Source organism: Conexibacter sp. CPCC 205762 (assembly GCF_030646155.1).
Lineage (GTDB): Bacteria > Actinomycetota > Thermoleophilia > Solirubrobacterales > Solirubrobacteraceae > Conexibacter.
Window position 1 is genome coordinate 13,849 of record NZ_JAUTDN010000050.1, and the last position, 19,386, is coordinate 33,234.

General features: G+C 73.7%; 16 protein-coding genes. 8 read left to right on the forward strand and 8 right to left on the reverse strand.

The genetic code is table 11. The features are described 5' to 3' along the window. Nucleotides 1–46 precede the first annotated feature (46 nt). The 4 genes from Q7L73_RS25260 (at nt 47) to Q7L73_RS25275 (ending at nt 3,284) form a co-directional block, all read left to right on the forward strand. Nucleotides 47–634 (forward strand): flavodoxin family protein, encoded by a 588-nt coding sequence (locus Q7L73_RS25260; protein ID WP_304694490.1) that lies wholly within the window; start codon nt 47–49, stop codon nt 632–634. 160 nt (nt 635–794) lie between these two features. Next, the gene (locus Q7L73_RS25265; protein ID WP_304694491.1) at nt 795–1,619 is read left to right on the forward strand and encodes a phosphatase PAP2 family protein; all 825 of its coding nucleotides are present in this window, start codon (nt 795–797) and stop codon (nt 1,617–1,619) included. 8 nt (nt 1,620–1,627) lie between these two features. After that, nucleotides 1,628–2,497 carry a diacylglycerol kinase family protein gene (locus Q7L73_RS25270; RefSeq protein ID WP_304694492.1) on the forward strand — a complete coding sequence of 290 codons (870 nt, stop codon included), beginning with the start codon at nt 1,628–1,630 and terminating at the stop codon, nt 2,495–2,497. Next, entirely contained in the window at nt 2,490–3,284 is a 795-nt protein-coding gene (locus tag Q7L73_RS25275; protein ID WP_304694494.1) for a DUF1206 domain-containing protein, read from the forward strand. Before Q7L73_RS25270 ends, Q7L73_RS25275 begins: the two co-directional genes overlap by 8 nt. A 48-nt stretch (nt 3,285–3,332) precedes the next feature. Here Q7L73_RS25275 and Q7L73_RS25280 read toward each other — a convergent pair whose 3' ends face one another. Continuing rightward, nucleotides 3,333–4,520, reverse strand: coding sequence for a zinc-dependent alcohol dehydrogenase (locus Q7L73_RS25280; protein WP_304694496.1), 1,188 nt, complete (start codon nt 4,518–4,520; stop codon nt 3,333–3,335). A gap of 99 nt (nt 4,521–4,619) precedes the next feature. Between Q7L73_RS25280 and Q7L73_RS25285 the strand changes: the two genes are divergently transcribed. Further along, nucleotides 4,620–5,105, forward strand: a complete 486-nt coding sequence (locus Q7L73_RS25285) for a hypothetical protein (protein WP_304694498.1) — start codon at nt 4,620–4,622, stop codon at nt 5,103–5,105. Nucleotides 5,106–5,177: 72 nt separating this feature from the next. On the opposite strand, the gene Q7L73_RS25290 is transcribed toward Q7L73_RS25285, so the two are convergent. Further along, on the reverse strand, nt 5,178–5,480 hold the full coding sequence (locus Q7L73_RS25290) for a sigma-70 family RNA polymerase sigma factor (protein WP_304694500.1): 303 nt from the start codon (nt 5,478–5,480) through the stop codon (nt 5,178–5,180). Nucleotides 5,481–5,630: 150 nt separating this feature from the next. Between Q7L73_RS25290 and Q7L73_RS25295 the strand changes: the two genes are divergently transcribed. Beyond that, nucleotides 5,631–6,530 (forward strand): Crp/Fnr family transcriptional regulator, encoded by a 900-nt coding sequence (locus Q7L73_RS25295; protein WP_304694502.1) that lies wholly within the window; start codon nt 5,631–5,633, stop codon nt 6,528–6,530. Nucleotides 6,531–6,547: 17 nt separating this feature from the next. Here the strand turns inward: Q7L73_RS25295 and Q7L73_RS25300 are convergent, their stop codons facing one another. Beyond that, nucleotides 6,548–7,672 (reverse strand): YbdK family carboxylate-amine ligase, encoded by a 1,125-nt coding sequence (locus Q7L73_RS25300; protein ID WP_304694503.1) that lies wholly within the window; start codon nt 7,670–7,672, stop codon nt 6,548–6,550. A 230-nt stretch (nt 7,673–7,902) separates the two neighbouring features. On the opposite strand from Q7L73_RS25300, the gene Q7L73_RS25305 reads away from it, so the two are divergent. Further along, on the forward strand, nt 7,903–9,354 hold the full coding sequence (locus Q7L73_RS25305) for an MFS transporter (RefSeq protein WP_304694505.1): 1,452 nt from the start codon (nt 7,903–7,905) through the stop codon (nt 9,352–9,354). 102 nt (nt 9,355–9,456) lie between these two features. Then, nucleotides 9,457–10,941 (forward strand): MFS transporter, encoded by a 1,485-nt coding sequence (locus tag Q7L73_RS25310; protein WP_304694507.1) that lies wholly within the window; start codon nt 9,457–9,459, stop codon nt 10,939–10,941. A 125-nt stretch (nt 10,942–11,066) separates the two neighbouring features. Here Q7L73_RS25310 and Q7L73_RS25315 read toward each other — a convergent pair whose 3' ends face one another. From Q7L73_RS25315 to Q7L73_RS25335, 5 genes are all read right to left on the reverse strand, one after another. Further along, a complete protein-coding gene (locus tag Q7L73_RS25315; protein ID WP_304694509.1) occupies nt 11,067–12,362 on the reverse strand; it encodes an MFS transporter in 1,296 nt (431 codons plus the stop codon). Further along, nucleotides 12,362–13,669: a guanine deaminase gene (gene guaD, locus Q7L73_RS25320; RefSeq protein ID WP_304694511.1), complete on the reverse strand. Its 1,308-nt coding sequence runs from the start codon at nt 13,667–13,669 to the stop codon at nt 12,362–12,364. Before guaD ends, Q7L73_RS25315 begins: the two co-directional genes overlap by 1 nt. A 67-nt stretch (nt 13,670–13,736) precedes the next feature. Beyond that, a complete protein-coding gene (locus tag Q7L73_RS25325; protein WP_304694512.1) occupies nt 13,737–14,960 on the reverse strand; it encodes a phosphotransferase in 1,224 nt (407 codons plus the stop codon). Between the two features lie 43 nt (nt 14,961–15,003). Continuing rightward, nucleotides 15,004–17,127, reverse strand: coding sequence for an Ig-like domain repeat protein (locus tag Q7L73_RS25330; RefSeq protein ID WP_304694513.1), 2,124 nt, complete (start codon nt 17,125–17,127; stop codon nt 15,004–15,006). Then, the coding region (locus tag Q7L73_RS25335) for an Ig-like domain-containing protein (protein ID WP_304715705.1) at nt 17,124–19,386 on the reverse strand (2,263 nt) is incomplete at its 5' end. The genes Q7L73_RS25330 and Q7L73_RS25335, both read right to left, overlap by 4 nt.

Consider the following 19,386-nt stretch of genomic DNA (forward strand, 5'->3'; position numbering starts at 1 on the left):
TTTCGGCCCCCGCAGCACGGGCAGATGGGCACCGATGATCAACGCCATGAGAGCCACGCTGCTGAACTGCACGCTCAGAAGATCGCCGGCGCCGTCGAACACGGAGCTGCTGCTGTCGGTCGTGCGCGCTGAGCTGGAGCGCGGCGGCGTCGAGACCGTCAGCTTCCGCGTCGTCGACGAGCAGGTGCTGGAGGGGGTCGCCTCCGAGTCGCAGGGCGAGGGCGACGGCTGGCCGGCGATCCATGACGCGATCGTCGCCGCCGAGATCCTCGTGCTGGCGACGCCGACCTGGGTCGGCCAGCCCTCCAGCGTCGCCAAGCGGGTGCTGGAGCGGATGGACGGGATGATCTCCGAGACGCGCGAGGACGGCCTGCCGATCGCGACCGGCAAGGTCGCCGGGTTCGTCGTCACCGGCAACGAGGACGGCGCCCACCACGTGATCGCCGAGCTGGCGCAGGGCGTGATCGACATCGGCTTCACCGTCCCCGGCCAGGCGTGGACCTACTGGAACAAGGGCCCCGGCCCCGGTCCGTCGTACAGCGAGACCGACGAGGGCCACGAGTGGTCGCGCAGAACCGGCGAGACGGCGGCGAGAAACCTGCTGCGGACGGCGAGGGCGCTGCAGCCGCGGTGAGCGAGCGCCCCGGAGGGGGACCGGGGCGCTCGCCGCGGGTCGGTGGCGTGCGGCCCAAGGCGTGAGCCCTGCCCGTCCCCGACACATCGAATTACGGAAATTCGCAGCGATTGGTTCACTCGCGCATGTGTTGGCGCGAAGGCGGGGACCGTGCTCGAACATGCAGACCGCTGCAGAGGCGCGATGGCGCCCTCCGTCCAGACCGGTCGCGGCCGGCGCCGGTGCGCGCGCGGGCCGCGCGAGATCGGCGGCGCCGATCCTCGAGCCGCGAGCCGGCGGGCGGGCGCAGCAGGTCGCGGCCGCGCTCGGCGGCGTCCATCCCGCGCTCGCCTTCCTCGTCGTGCTGCTGGCCGGATTCGCCGCGGTCACGGCGATCTCGACGCTGCTGGGCCTCTTCGTCGTCCACGTGCTGGTCGGCGGGCTCGGCCTCGGCGGCGCCGACAACAGCCTGACGCAGAGCCTCGCGGGCGACCGCACCGCGACCTGGACCGATCTCTCGGCGATCGGCTCCGCGATCGGCGGTGCGCCTGTGCTGCCGATCGTCGCCGCGCTCGTGGCGCTCGCCGCCGCGTTCGCGCGGCAGTGGCGGATCGCGGCCTTCGCCGCCTGCGCGCTGCCGCTGGAGTCCGCGGCGTATCGCGTCACGGCGACGATCGTCCAGCGCGACCGGCCCGGCGTCGTGCGGCTGGAGGACCTGCCGGTCGCGCACAGCTATCCGTCGGGGCACACCGCCGCGTCGGTCGCCGTCTACTGCGGCCTGGCGCTGCTGCTGACCTCGCGGATCGCCGATCGCGCGGCGCGCGCCGCGATCTGGGCGGTCGCGATCGCGCTCGTCGCCGGGGTCGCGCTCTCGCGCATGTACCGCGGCATGCATCACCCGCTCGACGTCGCCGGCGGGGTCGTCGTCGGCGTGCTCGCGGTGGCCGTCACCGTGTTCGCCTGCCGCGTCGCGGGCGCCGTCGCAGCGGACCGGAGCGGCAGATGAGGGTCGGTGTGATCGCCCGTGCCGGCAAGAGCTTCGGCGGCGGGCTGCCGGCGCTGCGGCGCGCGCTCGCCGCGGCGGGTGTCGCGGACCCGGTCTGGTGCGAGGTGCCGAAGGGCAAGAAGGCGCCGAAGCAGGTCCGCAGGATGGTCGCGGAGGAGGGCGTCGAGCTGCTGTTCGCGTGGGGCGGGGACGGGCTCGTGCAGCGCTGCGTCGACACGATCGCCGGCGACCGCCTGCCGGTCGAGCTGGCGATCCTGCCGGCCGGCACCTCCAACCTGCTGGCCGCAAACCTCGGCATCCCGACCGAGCTGGAGCGGGCCGTCGAGATCGGCCTCCACGGCGCCGGCCGCGCGCTCGACGCCGGCCGCTTCAACGGCGAGCGGTTCGCGGTGATGGCGGGCGCCGGCTTCGACGCGACGCTCGTCAAGGAGGCCGACGACCTGAAGGACCGCCTCGGCCGCGCCGCCTACGTGATCGGCGGGGCGCGCAACCTCGCCGCCGAGCCGTTCGGCGCGACGATCGACGTCGACGGCGTGCGCTGGTACGACGGCCGCGCCACCTGCGTGCTGCTCGGCAACGTCGGCGCGCTGTTCGGCGGGGTCGAGATCTTCGAGGACGCCGCGCCCGACGACGGCCTGCTGGAGCTGGGTCTGCTGACCGCCGAGACGCGCGGCGAGATGGTGCGGGCGGTCGCTCGCACGGCCGTCGGGCCGGCGCAGCGGTCGCCGTTCGTGCGTGTCACGAAGGCGCGCACGGTCGCGGTCGCGCTCGATCGCAAGGTCCGCTGCGAGCTCGACGGCGGCGATCGCAAGAAGGTCACGTCGTTCACCGTCGAGGTCGAGCCGCGCGCGCTGAAGGTCCGGGTTCCGCGTGGCTGACGCCGAGCAGCTGACGCGCTCGCGCGGCTTCGAGGCGCTCGCCCGCTTCGGGCTCGTCGCGCGCGGCGTCGTCTACGCGATCATCGGCCTGCTGGCGCTCCTGGTCGCGCTCGACGCCGGCGGCAGAGCGACCGATCAGAGAGGCGCGCTGGCGACGATCGCGCACCGCCCGTTCGGCACCGCGCTGCTGGTGGTGACCGCGATCGGCCTCGCCGGCTACGCGCTCTGGCGGCTCAGCCGCGCGCTGCTCGGCCATGGCCCCGAGCAGCAGGACAGCGCCGCCGACCGCGTCGCCGCGCTCGCGAGCGGGATCGCTTACAGCATCCTCTGCGTCACCGCCGTCGGGATCGTCGCGGGCGGGGGCGGCAGCGGCGGCGGGCCGAAGTCGACGACCGGCGGCGTGCTCGGCTGGAGCGGCGGCACCTGGCTGGTCGGCGCGGCCGGCGTCGTGCTGATCGGTGTCGCCGGCTACCAGGCGTACAAGGGGCTCGGCCGCAGATTCCTCGACGACGCGAAGACCGGCGAGATGAGCGCCCACGTCGAGCGCGCCTACACCGCGCTCGGCGTCTTCGGGCACGTCGCCCGCGCGGTCGTCTTCGCGCTGATCGGCTACGGCCTGATCCACGCCGCCGTCAGCTACGACCCGAACAAGGCGATCGGCCTCGACGGCGCGCTGCGACAGCTCGGTCGCGCCGCCTACGGCCCCTGGCTGCTCGGCCTCGTCGCCGTCGGCCTGATCGGCTTCGCCGCCTACTCGATCGCCGACGCCCGCTACCGCAAGGTCTGAACGACGATCGAGCGGGCGGAGCCGCTCATCGGCGCGCGTCAGCCCGGCCTACGGCTTCAGCACGACCTTGAAGCAGCCGTCCTGCTTCTTCTGGAAGATCTCGTAGGCGTGCGGGGCCTGGTCGAGCGGGACGCGGTGGGTCGCGTATTCGTCGACGCCGAGCGGGTCGTCCTCGCCGGACAGCAGCGGCATGATGTCGTCGATCCAGTGGCGCACGTTCGCCTGCCCCTGCCTGATCGTGATCTGCTTGTCGAACAGTTGCAGCAGCGGCATCGGCGAGGCGGCGCCGCCGTAGACGCCTGAGAGCGACAGCGTGCCGCCGCGGCGGACCAGCTCGATCGCCGTGTGCAGCGCGTTGAGGCGGTCGACGCCGGCGGTCGTCATCAGCTTCTGCGCGGCGGCGTCGGGCAGCAGCGCGGTGAGGCGGTGGGCGAGCTTGCCGACGGGCGAGCCGTGCGCCTCCATCCCGACCGCGTCGATCACACTGTCGGGTCCGCGGCCGCCGGTCAGCTCGCGCACCTGTTCGGGCAGGTCGTCGCCTGCCTCCTCGAGGTCGAGCACGACGACGCCGTGGGCGCGGGCGCGCTCGATCCGCTCCGGCACGAGGTCGACCGCGAGCACCTGCCCGGCGCCGCGGTGCTGCGCGATCCGCGTGCACATCTCGCCGATCGGGCCGAGACCGAGCACGAGCACGCTGCCACCCTCCGGCACGTCCGCGTACTCGACCGCCTGCCAGGCCGTCGGCAGCACGTCGGAGAGGTAGAGGAAGCGGTCGTCGGGCGGCCCCTCGGGCACCTTGATCGGGCCGTACTGCGCCTGCGGCACGCGCAGCAGCTCGGCCTGCCCGCCCGGCACCTGGCCGTACAGCTTCGTGTAGCCCAGCAGCGACGCGCCGGTGCCGTACTCGCGCGTCTGCGTCGTCTCGCACTGCGACTGCAGGCCGTGGCCGCACATGAAGCAGTGGCCGCAGGAGACGTTGAACGGGATCACGACGCGGTCGCCCGGTCTGATGTGGGTGACCTCGGCGCCGACCGCCTCGACGATCCCCATCGGCTCGTGGCCGAGCACGTCGCCCGCGTCGATGAAGGCGCCGAGCACTTCGTAGAGGTGCAGGTCGGAGCCGCAGATCGCGGTCGACGTGATCCGCACGATCGCGTCGGTCGGCTGCTCGATCGTCGGGTCGGGGACGGTGTCGACGCGCACGTCGTGGGTTCCATGCCAGGCGACGGCCTTCATCGTCGGGCTCGCTTTCCTCGGGGGACAGTGGACCCCTGTTTCCCCATACGCGCGTCGGGAAGCTGTTCTGGTCACCACACCGAACCGAGGAGTTCCGACATGGCCGATCTGACCCCGCTCGACGAGAAGCTGGCCGAGGTGCTCGGCCTCGCGCAGGCCGCACAGTCGGCGACCAAGAGAGTCGCGACGATGGAGGACGCGGACAGATTCGAAGCGCAGCTGGAGCGGATGAGTCGCGAGGCGGCCGAGACCGAGCGCCGCACCGATGCGCTGATCGACGGCCTCGACGGCAAGAAGACGGCGATCCGCGAGATGGCCCGCGAGACCAAGGGCGAGGCCATCGAGATGATGAGAACCTACCTCGCCGACGAGGAGGAGGCGCTCGATGGCTTCGAGTTCCTGTCGATGGCGGAGGCCGGCGAGCTGTGCCACTGGGAGATCGTCCAGCAGATGGCCGCCACCGCCGGCCTCGGTGAGGTGCGCGAGCTGGCCGACTGGGCTGTCGAGGTGCAGCGCAGACACATCGAGCTTGTCAGAGCGGCCTCGCTCGAGCTGGCGCGCGAGGAGATCGCGACGGCGGCCTGATGGCCCGCAGCGAGATCGAGACGTCGCCGCCGCGCCGGAGGCCGTCTTCGACGTGCTGAGCGACCCGCGCGCCTACGCGCGCTGGGTCGTCGGCTCGCTCGCGTCGGCGCGACCGGTCGCGAGGCGCGCCGGCCGCTGCGGCTCGTCGCCGGCGTGGGAGAGCGTCGTGAGCGCGCGGCGGAGGATCCGCGAGACCTGCATCTGCGAGCAGCCGATCCGCGCGGCGATCTGGGTCTGCGTCATGTCGTCGTCGAAGCGCAGGTGCAGCACCTCGCGCTCGCGCGGCGGGAGCGCTCTGACGAGCGGGGCGATCGTGACGCGATGATCGACGAGGTCGCAGCCGGCGTCGGCCGCTCCGATCGCGTCGCCGATCATGCCCGCCTCGCCGTCGAGGCTGCCGAGCGGCCGGTCGAGCGAGGAGGTGGCTCCTTCGCGAGGGGGACACGACGAGAAACGGATCGCCTGCCGCGATCACTCGTGGACGGCGGCGAGGCGGGGTAGGGCTGGAGCGTGGCAGCGTCTCGCGTGCGCACCGTCTCTCTGCTGGACGTCGATCCGGATCTCGGTGAGCTGATGACGGCTGGGGAGCGCGAGGAGGCGCGCCGGCTGATGCGGGCGCGCGTCGTGCAGCTCGCGCGCGGCGTCGCGACCGAGGCGGTGTACGACAGCGGCGCGTCGGCGCTGCACGGCCTGCTGCTGCTCGACGGGCTGGTCAGCCGCACGATCGCGCTGACGGACGCGACCGCGGTCGAGCTGCTCGGTCGCGGTGACCTGATCGAGCCGTCGGCCGACGCGCTCGGCAGCCGGCTGGTGCCGATCGACGTCAGCTGGGCGGTGCTGGAGCCGGCCGAGGCGGTGATCGTCGACGACGACCTGCTCTACGACGCGCGGCGCTGGCCGCAGCTGGTGGCGGCGCTGTTCGAGCGGCTCGCCAGCCAGGCGACGCGCCTTGCGACGCGCTGCGCGATCTCGCAGCTGCCGCGCGCGGAGGAGCGGGTGCGGATGCTGCTGTGGTTCCTGGCCGAGCGGTGGGGGCGGATCGGCCGCGACGGGATCGTGCTGCCGCTGCGGCTGACGCACGAGATGCTGGGGCAGATGCTCGGCACCCAGCGCCCGACCGTCAGCCTCGCGCTCAGACAGCTGGAGCGCGACGGCGCGGCGCGGCGGCGCATCGACGGCGCCTGGCTGCTGCCGCTCCCGCGCGAGGAGATCGGTCGTCTCGTCCCGCATCCGAGCGGCGGGATCCGGCGCCTCGCAGCTCAGGAGGCCGGCGGCGGGTCCGACGCCGACCTCGTCGCCGCCGTCGGCGCGGCGCCGACCTCGCGCTCCGCGCAGCTCGCCAACGAGCAGTTGCAGATGCGGATCGAGCGGCTCGAGGCGATCCACGCCCGCGAGCAGAAGCGGATCGACGCGGACGAGCCCTGACGCGCGTCCGGTCCTGCTCACAGGCGGGCGAGGTCGGGCAGGGCGTGGCCGGGCTGGGTCTCGGCGCAGAGCGTGGTCAGCAGCCCGTCCAGGCCCGAGCTGGCGTGGACCGTGCGCTGGCGGTCGGCGCTCGTGCCGTCCGTCAGCAGGCGCCGGACCTCGTCCAGCTCGTCCTGGCAGCCGAGATCGGCGGCGTAGGGGCGGGCGCACGCGAGCGCCTGCTCGACGACCTCTGCGAACGGCTGCATGCGGCCGTCGAAGTGCAGGACCGCGTCGCTGCCGTGGCGGATGGCGCGGAAGCAGCACTGGTCGAGCGCTTCCGGCGCCGTCTGCTCGATCGGCGGGTGCGTCGCGGCGTCGATCGCGAGGCAGTGCGTCAACGCGACGATGCCGGTGAGGTCGCGCAGCGACGACTGCGCGTCGGAGGCGCGCACCTCCAGCGTGCCGTGGCGGGGATCGATCCGCAGGTCCCACCAGATCCAGGCCGGGTCGGGCAGCGCGCCGGCGGCCTCCACCTCGGCGACCGTCGCGAGATAGTCGTCGTAGTCGCGAAACGGGCGCGGCACGCCCGAGCGCGGACAGCTGCGCCGGAGCGCGCCGCGGGCGCTGGCCAGGCCCGCGTCGCGCCCGTGCCAGAACGGAGACGAGGCCGAGAGCGCCAGCAGCGGCGGCACCCAGCGGCGCATGCCGTTGAGCGCGTGGACGGCGATGGCGTGGTCGGGCATGCCGACGCGCACCTGGATCCCGCACGTGGGCGTGCGATCCAGCACCCCGCCGCAGTCCTCGGCGACCCCGGAGTAGAAGCCCTCGTGCGGGTGCGTGACCTCGCCGAAGGCGCCGTCGGGATGCAGGCCGGCGCCGAGGACGGTGATGTCGGCCGCGGTCAGCCGCTGACGCAGCCCCGTCAGCGTCTCGTGCGCGTCGCCGGCGTGGGCGAGGGCGGGCGTCGTCAGCTCGACCGTCGAGAGCGCCAGCGGCTCCCGTCGCTCGCCGTGCGGCTGCTGCTGCGGGAACCGACCCGGTGGAAGGTCGACCAGCCGCAGGCGATGCGGGTCGACGGTCAGCAGGTCTTCCCCGACACCGAGCGAGAACGGCGTCGGCGCGCCCCGCTCGACTCCCGCTCCAAGCTCCTGCTTCGCCATATGCCCGTCCCTCCGCATCCACTCAACGTGCTCACGCCGCGCGGCCGCAGGCGGTTGCCACCCCAGTCACGCGCCGCGACCGTACAGCGCAGGCGGACCAGGTTCACCTTCGTGGTTGGAAACCAACAGACCGGCTTAAAGGCTTTCGGGTCGGCCGAGTTCTCGTCGAGATGTGGCATATTCTGCCATAAGGCATAAACTGCCAAAAGCTGATCGACCCGAGCAGGCCCATGACTGAGACCACACAGACGCTTGACGGCGACGCCGTCGCCCCGGCACCTACGACCCCGGCCTGGGAGCCGCAGCAGATCGCCGCGCTGGCGGTGATCGCGGTCGTCGGCGTGATCGTCGCGCTGACGCAGACGCTGCTGGTGCCGGTGATGGGCGCGATCCAGGCTGACCTCGGCAGCTCGACTGCGGGCACGCAGTGGCTGCTGACCTCGACGCTGCTGTCGGCGGCGGTCGCGGTGCCGGTCTTCGGTCGTCTCGGCGACCTCTACGGCAAGCGGCTGATGCTGATGGTCGCGACCGGGGCGCTGGCCGTCGGCTCGCTGGTCTGCGCGCTCACGAGCGACCTGACCGTGATGATCGCCGGGCGCGCGATCACCGGCATGTCGGCGGCGGCGATCCCGTTGGGGATCTCGCTGATCGGCCAGATCCTTCCGCGCGAGCGGGCCGGCGGCGGGATCGCGCTGGTGAGCGCGACGCTCGGCGTCGGCGGCGCGCTCGGGCTGCCGCTGGCGGCGCTGGTCGCCGAGCACGCCGACTACCACGTGCTGTTCTGGATCTGCGCCGCGGGCGGCGCGCTCGCCGTCGCCGGGATGCTGTTCTTCGTCTCCGAGCCGGCGGGCCGCGCGCAGGGCCGGCTCGACCTCGTCGGCAGCGTGCTGCTGGGCGCCACGCTGATCGCGCTGCTGCTGCCGCTGTCGCAGGCGAAGGCATGGGGGTGGGGCGATCCGCGCACGCTCGGGCTGCTGGCCGCGGCCGTCGTCGGCCTCGTCGTCTTCGTGCTGGTCGAGAAGCGGATCGCCTCGCCGCTGATCGACGTCGTCGCGAACGCGCGGCCGGCGCTGCTGCTGACCAACGTCGCCTCGATCTGCGTCGGCTTCGCGCTGTTCGCGTCGCTGATCGGCACGGCGTCGTTCGTGCAGGCGCCGCCGGAGGCCGGCTACGGCTTCGGCTCCTCGGTGCTGGAGGGCGGGCTGGCGATGCTGCCCTCGGGCGTGATGATGCTGCTGCTGTCGCCGGTCTCGGCGAAGCTGTCGGCGCGCTTCGGGCCGAAGGTGACGCTGGCGCTCGGCGCCTCGATCGTCGCGCTCGGCTTCGTCGTCCGGATCGTGCTGGTCGACGCCTACTGGCAGGTGCTCGTCGGCACGACGATCGCGGGCGCGGGCACCGGCATCGCCTATGCCGCGATGCCGTCGCTGATCCTGCTCGGCGCCAAGCAGTCCCAGCTCGCGGCCGCCAACGGCCTCAACGCGCTCTGCCGCACCACCGGCAGCTCGCTCGCGAGCGCCGCCGGCGGCACCCTGCTGGCGTCGATGACCGTGACGCTCGCCGGCAGCGAGCTGCCGTCGCTGGCCGGTTACCGCACGCTCTTCGCGATCTGCGCCGGCGCGGCGCTGGTCGGAGCGCTGGTCGCGCTCGTGATCCCGGCGGCGACGGAGCGGGAGCTGGGATGACCCGCCTGCGCTCTGGGGGGTCCTGACAGGACCCCTCGGCGTCGGCGCCGGGTCGCTTTCCTTGGAGAATGTCCCCCGTGCTCTCCGAGGTGTCCCGATCCGATGTCGCAGTCCGTTGACGTGCCCGCGCAGCATCAGCCGCTGAGCTGGCGGGGTCCGCTCGCCGGCAGCTACTGGGCTGCCGTCGGGCTGGTGCTGTGCGCGCTGACCCCGTTCCTCGTGCTCAGCTCGGCGACGCCGGCGCTGGAGGGGCTGATCTCCGGCAGCGTCGGGCTCGGCCGGACCGGGATGGAGATGAGCGCGGGGATGGCCGACGCCGCCTACTGCTTCGGCACCGTTCTCGCCGTCCAGCTGATCTCGCGGCTGCCCGGCCGGCGGCTGCTGGTCGGCTTCGCCGCGCTGTTCGTCGTCGCCTCGGTGCTGACGGCGGCGGCCAGCTCGCCGCCGCTGTTCTTCGCCGGCCGGATCCTGCAGGGGATCAGCACCAGCCTGATGCTGATCACCGCCGCGCCGGCGCTCGTGCTCGGCTTTCCGACGCGGCGGATGCGCTCGACCGCGATGGTGATGAACATGGGGATCTTCGGGGCGGTCGCGCTCGGTCCCGTGATCGGCGGCGCCTTCGCCGGCCTCGCCGACTGGCGGCTGCTGTTCTGGATATCGGCCGGCGTCGGCGCCGCCGCGCTGGCGCTGGTCGTGCTGACGTTCACCGACGCCCCGCCGACCGACCGCGAGCTGAGGTTCGATCCCGAGTCGCTCGCGCTCGCCTCGATCGGCTGCACGGCCGCGTTCTTCGGCGCCTCCAGCCTCGTCGACCACGGCTTCACCGACGCGATCGTGCTGGGCCCGCTGCTGCTGGGCGTCGCCTGCATCGTCGGCCTGATCGTCCATCAGACGTTCGTGCGCGATCCGCTGATGCCGGTGCGGCAGCTCGGGCACACGATCCCGCTGGCGGCGATCGCGCTCGCGATGGTCGCGGGCGCCGGCTCGGTCGCGCTCGTCGGCCTGCTGCAGCTGACGGTCGCCGAGCACGGCCTCTCGACGGCGCTGTTCTGGCCCGAGTTCGGCGGCGCGGTCGTCACCGCGCTGCTGTTCGGCACGCTCTTCTTCACCCGCTGGGTGCCGCTGCTCGCCTTCGCCGGGCTGCTCGCGCTCGCCGGCACCGGCCTGCTGCTGACCGGCGCCGCGGGCGGCGACAGCACGCTGATCGCGATCGGCGCCGGCGGCGTCGGCCTCGGCGTCGGCGCCTCGGTCGCGCCGGGGCTGTTCGTCGCCGGCTTCGCGCTGCCCTCGCGGCAGCTGCCGCGCGTCTTCGCGCTCGTCGAGCTGCTGCGCGGCGTCGCCGCGTTCCTGACGGCGCCGCTGCTGATCCACCTCGCCCGCACGACCGGCTCCGACCTCCCCGACGGCGTGCGGACCGCGACCTGGGCGACCGTCGCGCTGCTCGCCGCCGGGATCGTGCTCGTCGCCGCGATCGCGCTCAGCGGCCGCGTCCGTCTGCAACGGCCGCGGATCGAGTCGTGGCAGCAGGGCGAGGGGACGGCGCTCGACTCGGCGCCGCTGGGCGCGGCGCTGCGCCGCCGCGGCTGACGCGCGAGACGCTTCACCCCGGCCCGGCCTCGGTCACCGGTCTGACCGCCGCCGAGTCCCGCGCGCCGCTGCGCGAGCTGAAGGGCCGATGACCGCGCCGGCGGAGCCGTCACGGCGCCGCGCGGTCAGGCGGCAGCGTCGTCGCTCGCTTCCCTGAGTGCGAGCGCCGCGAGCGCGCCGAGCACGAGCACGGCGGGCATGAGCCACAGCACCTTGCGGTAGTCGTCGAGGTCGGGCGCGCTGTCCAGCGCCCAGCCGGGGACGGCTTGGAGCACGCCGCCGACGATGAAGCAGGTGCCGTTGACGATCGCGGAGGCGCTGCCGATCAGGGCCGGCGGAACGGATTCGCCGGCGATCGTGAAGCCGAGCATGTGGGTGCCGGCGAAGACGCCGACGGCGAGCATCACGACCATGCTGGCGCCGGTTCCGTTGCTGGGGCCGTATATGAACAGCGCGACCGCGAGCGCCTGCAGCAGCATGCCGACGACGGCCGGCCACTTGCGGCTTCTCCAGCGGTCGGAGACGACGTTGACCAGCGGCGCGCCGAAGGCGAGCCCGAGCCAGGCGAGCGCGGACAGCACGGCCGCGAAGCCGGCGGTCGCGCCGCGCGCCTCCTGCACGCGCGGTCCCCACAGCACGCCGACCGCGAGCATCGTGCCGAAGGAGGCGCCGGCGAACGCGGCGGCCAGCAGCACCTGCCGGTTGGTGAGGCAGGTGCGGAGGTCTCTGACGATCTCGCCGAGGACGTTGCCGTGGTGCGCGGCGGCCTCGGCGGCGGCCTGCTCCGGCGTCGAGACCGGGTTGCGCACGAGCAGCACGAACGCGACCGTCAGCAGCACGCCGAAGGTGCCGAAGCCGGCCAGCAGCTGCGACCAGCTCATCTGCTTCAGCAGCGCGCTGATGACCGGCTGGCCGACGGCGGAGCCGAGCGAGGCGAACATCTGCACGAGCCCGAACATCAGCCCGTACTTGGCCGCGTCGAACCATTTGCCGCCGATGTAGCCGGCGCCGACGAACCCGAACGAGGCGCCGACCGCGAGCACGATCTGCGCCGCGACGAGCGTCGCGAAGCTGGTCGTGCCGGCGAACAGGAACGCCCCGGCGGTGACGAGCGCGACCGCGATCGCCATCAACGGCCGCGTGCCGTAACGGTCCAGCAGCGAGCCGGAGAAGAACTGGACGATCGCGAAGGCGACCGTGTAGACCGAGGCCGCGGAGCTGATCTGCGACAGCGTCAGGTCGGCGTCCTTCTGGATGTCGGGCGAGACGATGCCGTAGCCGGTCTGGATCGCGAACAGCCAGACGACGAAGATCGTCGCGAGGATCCAGATCGTCCATGCCTCGGGTCCGCCCTGGCGCGCGCGGTCTCTGCCGAAGAACGACGTCGTCGCGTGGGCGTAGCCCGCATGTCCGCTCGACATCAGACGCTCCTCTGGTAGGCGGGCGCGCCCGCGACGTAGGTGGCCGCGACCGCGCGGTCGTCGGCCATGATCGACAGCACGAACATCAGCTCCTCGGTGTCCTTGGCGCGCTCGCTGCGGTAGGCCAGCAGCGGCGTCGCCTGCGTGTCGAGCACGACGAAGTCGGCTTCCATCCCGACGTCGAGCGAGCCGATCCTGTCGGCCAGGTCGAGCGCCTCGGCGCCGCCGCGGGTGGCGAGGAAGAACGACTTCTGCGCGTCGAGCGGGTAGGCGTTCAGCTCCGCGACCTTGTAGGCCTCGTTCATCGTCTGCAGCAGCGAGAAGCTCGTGCCGGCGCCGATGTCGGTGCCGAGCCCGACGTGCATCGGCCGCTTCGGGTCCTTCGCCGCATGGACGTGGAAGAGGCCGCTTCCGAGGAAGAGGTTGGAGGTCGGGCAGTGCGCGACCGCCGAGCCGGTCTCGTGCACGCGATGGCGCTCTCTGGCGGTCAGGTGGACGCCGTGCGCGAGCACCGCGCGACGGCCGAGCAGGCCGAAGTGGTCGTAGACGTCGAGGTAGCCGGCGCGGTCGGGGAAGAGCTGGCGCACCCACTGGATCTCGCCGACGTTCTCCGACACGTGCGTGTGTATGAAGGTGCCGGGCGACTCCTTCCACAGGGCGCCCGCCAGCTCCAGCTGCGCGGGCGTGCTGGTCGGCGCGAAGCGCGGCGTGATCGCGTACATGTTGCGGCCGTTGCCGTGCCATCTGGCGATCAGCGCCTTCGAGTCGTCGTAGCCCGACTGGGCGGTGTCGAGCAGTCTCTCGGGCGCGTTGCGGTCCATCAGCACCTTGCCGCCGATCATCCGCGTCCCGCGCCGCTGCGACTCCTCGAAGAAGGCGTCGGCCGAGCCGGGGTAGACGGCCGCGAAGGTGACCGCGGTCGTCGTGCCGTTGGCGAGCAGCTGGTCGAAGTAGAGCTTCGCGACGGCGTCGGCGTGGGCCTTGTCGGCGAACGCCTGCTCCTCGATGAAGGTGTAGTTGTTGAGCCAGTCGATCAGCTGCGAGCCGAACGCGCCGATGATCCCCGTCTGCACGTAGTGGATGTGCGTGTCGACGAAGCCGGCGCAGATCAGCGCATCGGGGTAGTGGACGACCTCGACGCCGTCGGGCACCTGGTCGCGCAGCTCGGCATACGGGCCGAACGCCGTGATCACGCCGTCGCTGGAGACGATCAGCGCGTCCTCGACGTCGACCAGCGCGTCGTCGACGAAGAAGGGGTCGCCGCGGAAGCTGATCGCATGCCCCCGCACCGCTGTGGTCTGCGCCATGCCAGTGGTTCCCTCCGTCCGGACGACCCGAGCGCGCCATGCTGCTCCGCGGCGGGGTGAGGCCGCCTCACCCCGGTGGGGTGAGGCGCCCGCGTCCTCGAGGCCGCTTGCGCCGGGGGTGCGCACGCAGCTTCACCCCGTGACGCGCGGTGGCGGCGTGGGCGGTCGCATCCGCGTCGAGTGCCTGGAGCAGGTCGAGCACATGACCGCGTTGGGCGAAGAGGTCCTCGGCCGAGCGGTCGAACTGCTGCTCGAGGCCGGCGAGCTGCTCGGGGTCGTGCGCGCGCCGTACGAGCGCGGGGGCCATCCAGAGGTATTTGAGGACCGCGGAGGCCGCGATGCCGCAGCGGACCTGCGCAGGGTCGCCGTCCCAGCCGGCGCTGGAGAGGCCGTCGAGGTAGCCCGCCACCGTCAGCTCGTGCAGCTCGCGGACGGCACCGCCGTCGACGAAGCAGTCGAGGACCGCGTCGGGGACGAGGTTGCCGACGTCCTCGCCGAGCGCACCGATGCCGGCGTAGGCCCAGTCGATCGCGATCGTGCGGTCGTCGCGGTCCGCGAACAGGTTGGGCGGCCAGACGTCGAGGTGGCACAGCGTCTGCGGCAGCTCGGCCAGCAGCGAGAAGAGCATGGCGCGGCGGCGCCAGACGTCGGCGACCCAGCGGTCGAGCGGCTGCGGCATCGCGATCCGCACAAGCGGATGGCGCCACGCCTCGGGCGGCAGCGGAGTTGCGATCTCGCCGGCGCGGCGCTCGACGTAGGCGCGCAGCCAGCCGCGGCTGAGCCAGCGCGGTAACTCGCCGCATCGGCTCACGAAGCCGGCCTGGGCGGCACCGAGGTGCCGCGCCGCGACGGCGTAGCGCGCGAGCGGCCAGTCGCCGGCTGGGACGGCGCCGCCGACATCTTCGAGCCACAGCGCCACGTGCTCGTCCGTGCGCTCGGCGACCAGCAGACAACGCGGCGCGCGCAGCCCGCCCGACAGCTCGTCCAGCAGGCCGGAGCCGTAGAGCAGCGCCTCGTGTTTCCAGTACATCGGGTCCCGCGGGCTTCTGCTGGAGCGCCAGTGGCGGTGGCCCGCGTCGGAGTGGACGACGAGCTTGAGGACGGCCGACCAGGGCTGTGCCGCTCCCGGAGCGGACGCGACGCGCCAGAGGCCGCCCGTGGCGCCGCCGGGACCCGCCCCATCCAGTGGCGCGACGACATGCGGCTCGGGCGGGGCCGAGCGGTCGCCGGTCAACCGCGCGACGACGGTCGAGAGCTCGTCGCGGTCGAATGACGGAGCGGGCAACGGCATCGAGGCGACTACTCTGACAGCGTCTGCGTGCCGTCGATCGCGGTCAGCGTCCGACTGTCAGCGTGTGAGCGGCCGAGGTCGCCGTCGCATGGGTGTTGGAGCCGGAGTACCTGACGGTGAGGCGGTGTCTGCCGGGCCGCAGCGGAGGGAGCCGTATCGTCCGGGCAGCGCGCGCGACCGCGACGTGCCGGATCGTCGTGCCGTCGACGGCGATGGCGAGGCTGCCGGTCACCGGAGGCCGCGCGGTCGCGGCGACGGCGTCGACGCGGACCAGCGCGCGGTCGTGCGGTCCGATGCTCGCGCGCAGCAGCCGCAGGGTCGCTCGCACCGGCGCCTTGCGGCGGATCGCGGTGACGGTCGCGCGCGAGCCGCGCAGGCGGTGGCTGCCGGTGTACTGGACCGCGAGGCGCAGGCGCCCGGCCGGCAGGCTCGCCGGCAGTCGCACGGTCGCGCGGCCGCCCCTGAGCGAGCTGGCGGCGAGCAGCTTCGGCCCGCGGCGGACCTCCACCCGCCCGTCGGCCGGGAGGCCCGGTGAGGACGTCGCGACGGCGATGCGGACGACCGCGGCCTGGCCGACGGTGGAGCGGGCGACGCTCGCGGTCACGCGGGTGGCGGTGAGCCGCGATCCGCCGTCGGCCGGGGCAGGCGGCAGCGGGAGCGGGGCGACCGGCCCTGGCGCGTCAGGCGGGGGCGGGGCGTCGGGCGCCGGAGGCGCGGGGAGGACGGCGGCGGTGGCTGCGGAGGTCGTCGGCGCGACCGGCTCGGCGCCGTCGACGACACAGGTGACGCGGACGCTCAGGCGGGCTCCCTGCAGCCCGGCGTCGAGCGTCAGCGCGGCGCCGGTCGCGCCGGGGATCTCGACGGCGTCGGCGAGCCACTGGTGCTCGCAGCGGTCGGGGGCCGGTCTCCAGCCCGTCACCTCGGCGTGGAGCGTCTCGCCGACCTGCGCGCGGCCGACGATGGTCGGCGGCGCGGTCGCGGTGATCCGCGTGCGGTAGACGGTCACCTGCACGTGCGCCGAGAGGCCGGGCGCGATCGCGCCGACGTCGATCCGCAGCCCGCGGTTGGGGGTGAACCAGGTCGTGTGCGCGCCGAAGTTGCCGGTGCCGGCGGCGAGGTCGTAGATCCAGACGGGCATGCGGGAGCCGCCGGCGCTGGTCAGCGGCGGGTCGGCGTCCTCCTGGATCGCGACGCCGGGCGTCATCGTGACGGGGAACTGCTGGCCGTCCGGGCGGAACGGCTCGATCGTGCCGCCGCCGGCGTAGAAGGCGCCGGCGTCGAGGCCCGTGCCCGAGCGATACTCGAGCACGTATCTGCGGCCGGTGTGGGGATCGCTGACGCGGACGGACCGCAGCCCGGCGGCGTCGGCGCGCGGGCGCAGCTCGTAGTCGAAGCGCGACCGTTCCGGCTCGGCGCTCCAGTCGATCGTGAGCGACTCCCCAGGCGCTTCGAGGCCGAAGTGGTCGCGGAAGACGGCGCCGAGGACGGGGAGCGGGTGGTCGCCGATCGTCGGCGAGGAGCCCTCGTTGCTCATCAGCTCCGGGTAGCCGAAGTACTCGTCGACGCGGCAGGCGCCGCTCTCGCCGTCGCCGGGGATCCCGCCGCAGACGCCGCCGGCGGAGTGCGAGAGGCCGAAGTTGTGCCCGAGCTCGTGGACGAGGATCTGCTGCGACTTGCCGGCGCTGCCGGCGGTGGACGCGACGACCACGCCGCCGGAGGCGAAGCGCGCGACGCCGAGCGTGCCGAGGCCGTTGCGGCCCTGGCAGCTGTCGGGCAGGAGCACGACGAGGTGCTGCGGTGCCTGGGAGGGCCCCGTCGAGAAGCGGCTGGCCGGGTAGGCCTGGCGCGCGCCGGTCATCAGCGCGTCCAGCTCGCAGGGGTCCGAGTAGCTCTCGGGCGGCAGCGCGTCGACCGTCGGGTCGACCGTGAACGAGCTGATCTGCCCCTCGCTCAGCTCGCGCCAGTGGTCGGCGGCGGAGGCGACGAGGGCGATCAGCTGCTCGTCGCTGGCTGTGAACGGCCGCGCGGCGTCACGCGGGACCGCGATCTGCAGCGTGTGCGGCCGCGGCGACACCGGCGCCGCGGCCCGCGCGGCGGCCGGCGCCGCCAGCGCGAGCGCGGCCGCCGCCACCGCCGCGGCCAGGGGCCGGTGTCGCGCGCTGCTCATCGCACGACGGCCGTGCTCGCGGCGACGTTCGCGTCGCCGCCGTAGGCCACGGTCAGGCGGCGGCCGTCACGGATGCCCGGCAGCCTGATCGTCGATGTGCCGCCGCGCGCGGCCGTCAGCGTCGCGTTCGCGACGCGTCTGCCGCCCGCGCGCACGACGATCCGGCCCGCGGGCCGCAACGACGCCGGCGCGCCGACGATCGCGACGCGCACCGTCACCGTCGCCGGCCGCGTGCGCGTCGCCGGCGAGACCGTCGCGACGACGCGCGCGGACGCCTTGGCGATCCGCAGCCGCGCACCGCCCTCGGAGCCGGCGACCGCGCCGCCTCCGGCGAACGACGCCGTAACCGCCCGCGCTCCGGCGCGCAGGTCGCGCGGCAGCGCCACGCGCGTCCGCCCAGCCGCGTCGAGCGCCCGCGTCGCGACCGCTCTGCCGTCGACCTTCACCGTCACCGGACCGCTCGCCGGCATGCCGTCGGCGCGGCGCACCGCGACCGTCACCGACCGCGCCGCGCCGTAGCGCGACCGCTGGGCGGAGAGCGACAGGCGCGTCGTCGTGGTCACCGGGACGGCCGCCGGCGTCGCCGGGGGCGCCGGCGGCGCGATCGGCGCCGTCGGCGTCAGCGGCGGCGCGACGGGCGGGTCGACGGGCGGGTCGACCGGCCGCTCCGCGACCGTCACGGCGAACGGCAGGCTGAGTCTGCTCGTCACGCCCGTCGCGGTCACGGTGTAGGTCCCGGGCGGCGTCGTCGCGGGCAGGCGGAAGGTCTGCTCGAGCAGCCGGCCGCCCTCGCCGTAGGCCGCGACGCCGAGGCTCTTGGCGGCGATCGTCAATCCGGGGACGTCGGTCGTGAACCCGATCTGCTCCCCGAGCGCGGTGTTGAAGTACCACGATGAGAGCTTCACCTCGTCGCCCGCGAACAGCGGTCCGGGCGTGACGTTGGCGAAGATCCGCCGCTGGTCGTCGGTCGGCTCCGGCAGGCCGCTGCCGGCGAAGCTGAGCGGGATCAGCAGGTCGGGGATCCGCGCCGGGGTGAACGCGAGGTACGACTGCGTGCCGATCGCGTCGACGGTCCCCAGCTCGCCGTACCGCTCTGTCCCGGCGAAGAACCGCCCCTCCGGCACGGTCGCGCTCACCTCGACGACGTAGCTGCCCTCGAAGTTGACGTCGTAGATCTCGTTGACGTCGGCTGGGAGCAGGTCGCTCGCGGCCCAGAAGCCGTCGTGCAGCGACGGCGCCAGCGCGTGGACCGGCAGCTGCGGCAGCTGCACGCCGAATCTGTTCGTCGGGTTGTCGGTGTAGGTGACGAAGAGCCGCTCGCCGGCGGGATCGAGGTCGCGGGTCTTGGAGACGGTGATCCTGACGCCGGTCCGCGGGTCGGTGACGGTTCTCGCGGAGGCGTCGGCGGTCACGCCGGGATCGAGCACGTCGAGCGTCGTGACGCGCTCGATCCCCGATCTCTGGCCGGTTGCGGTGAGCGTGTAGCGCCCCGGCTGCGACGGCACGTAGAACCCCTGGTTCGCGCTGAAGCTGTCGGCCGGGTCGTAGGGCAGCGCGCCGAACGTCGTGGGCGCGCGGGCGAGGTCGCGGACGGTCGCCTCCTGGCCCGCGGGGTCCTTCAGCGCGTAGCTGACCGTCTCGCCCGGCGCGAAGCCGGCGGTGGTCGCGTAGTTCCCGTTCGGCGCCGTGCTCGCCGGGTGGGCGAGCGAGAGATAGATCGTGTCGATCTGCCGGTCGGCGTCGCCGTGGTCGGGCTGTCCCGTCGCGTACACCGGCACCAGCACGTTGTCGTACGATGCGCTGGTGCCGGTGCGGGGCTGCTGCGGGCGCTCGCTCGCGCCGCGGTCGCCGACGTTGACGTACAGCTGCCGTCTGAGCGGGTCGCCGAAGCGGGTGTCGAGCGTCAGCGGGAAGGTGACGCCGGCGGCGGTGGCCGCGGCGGCGGTCTCGTCCTCGTCGAACGTCTTCGGCGCGGGGCCGCCGAAGTAGGACGTGAGCCCGCCGGGGCTGAAGCCCGCGACCGGCGAGCGCATGCCCTCCGCGAAGTCGCGGACGGTGACGCTGATCGTGTCGCCGTCGGCCAGCCCCTCGTATCTGCTGAGCGTGACGCTCTGGCCGTAGGCGCCGGTGCAGGTGATGCCGGCGGCGCCCTCGGTCTGGCAGTTGGCCGGGACGCGCTGCGCGGCGGCGGCCGGCGCGGCGCCCGCGGCCAGCGACGCGGCGGCGGCTGTCGCGGCCGCCGCCCCCGCGGCGAGCGCG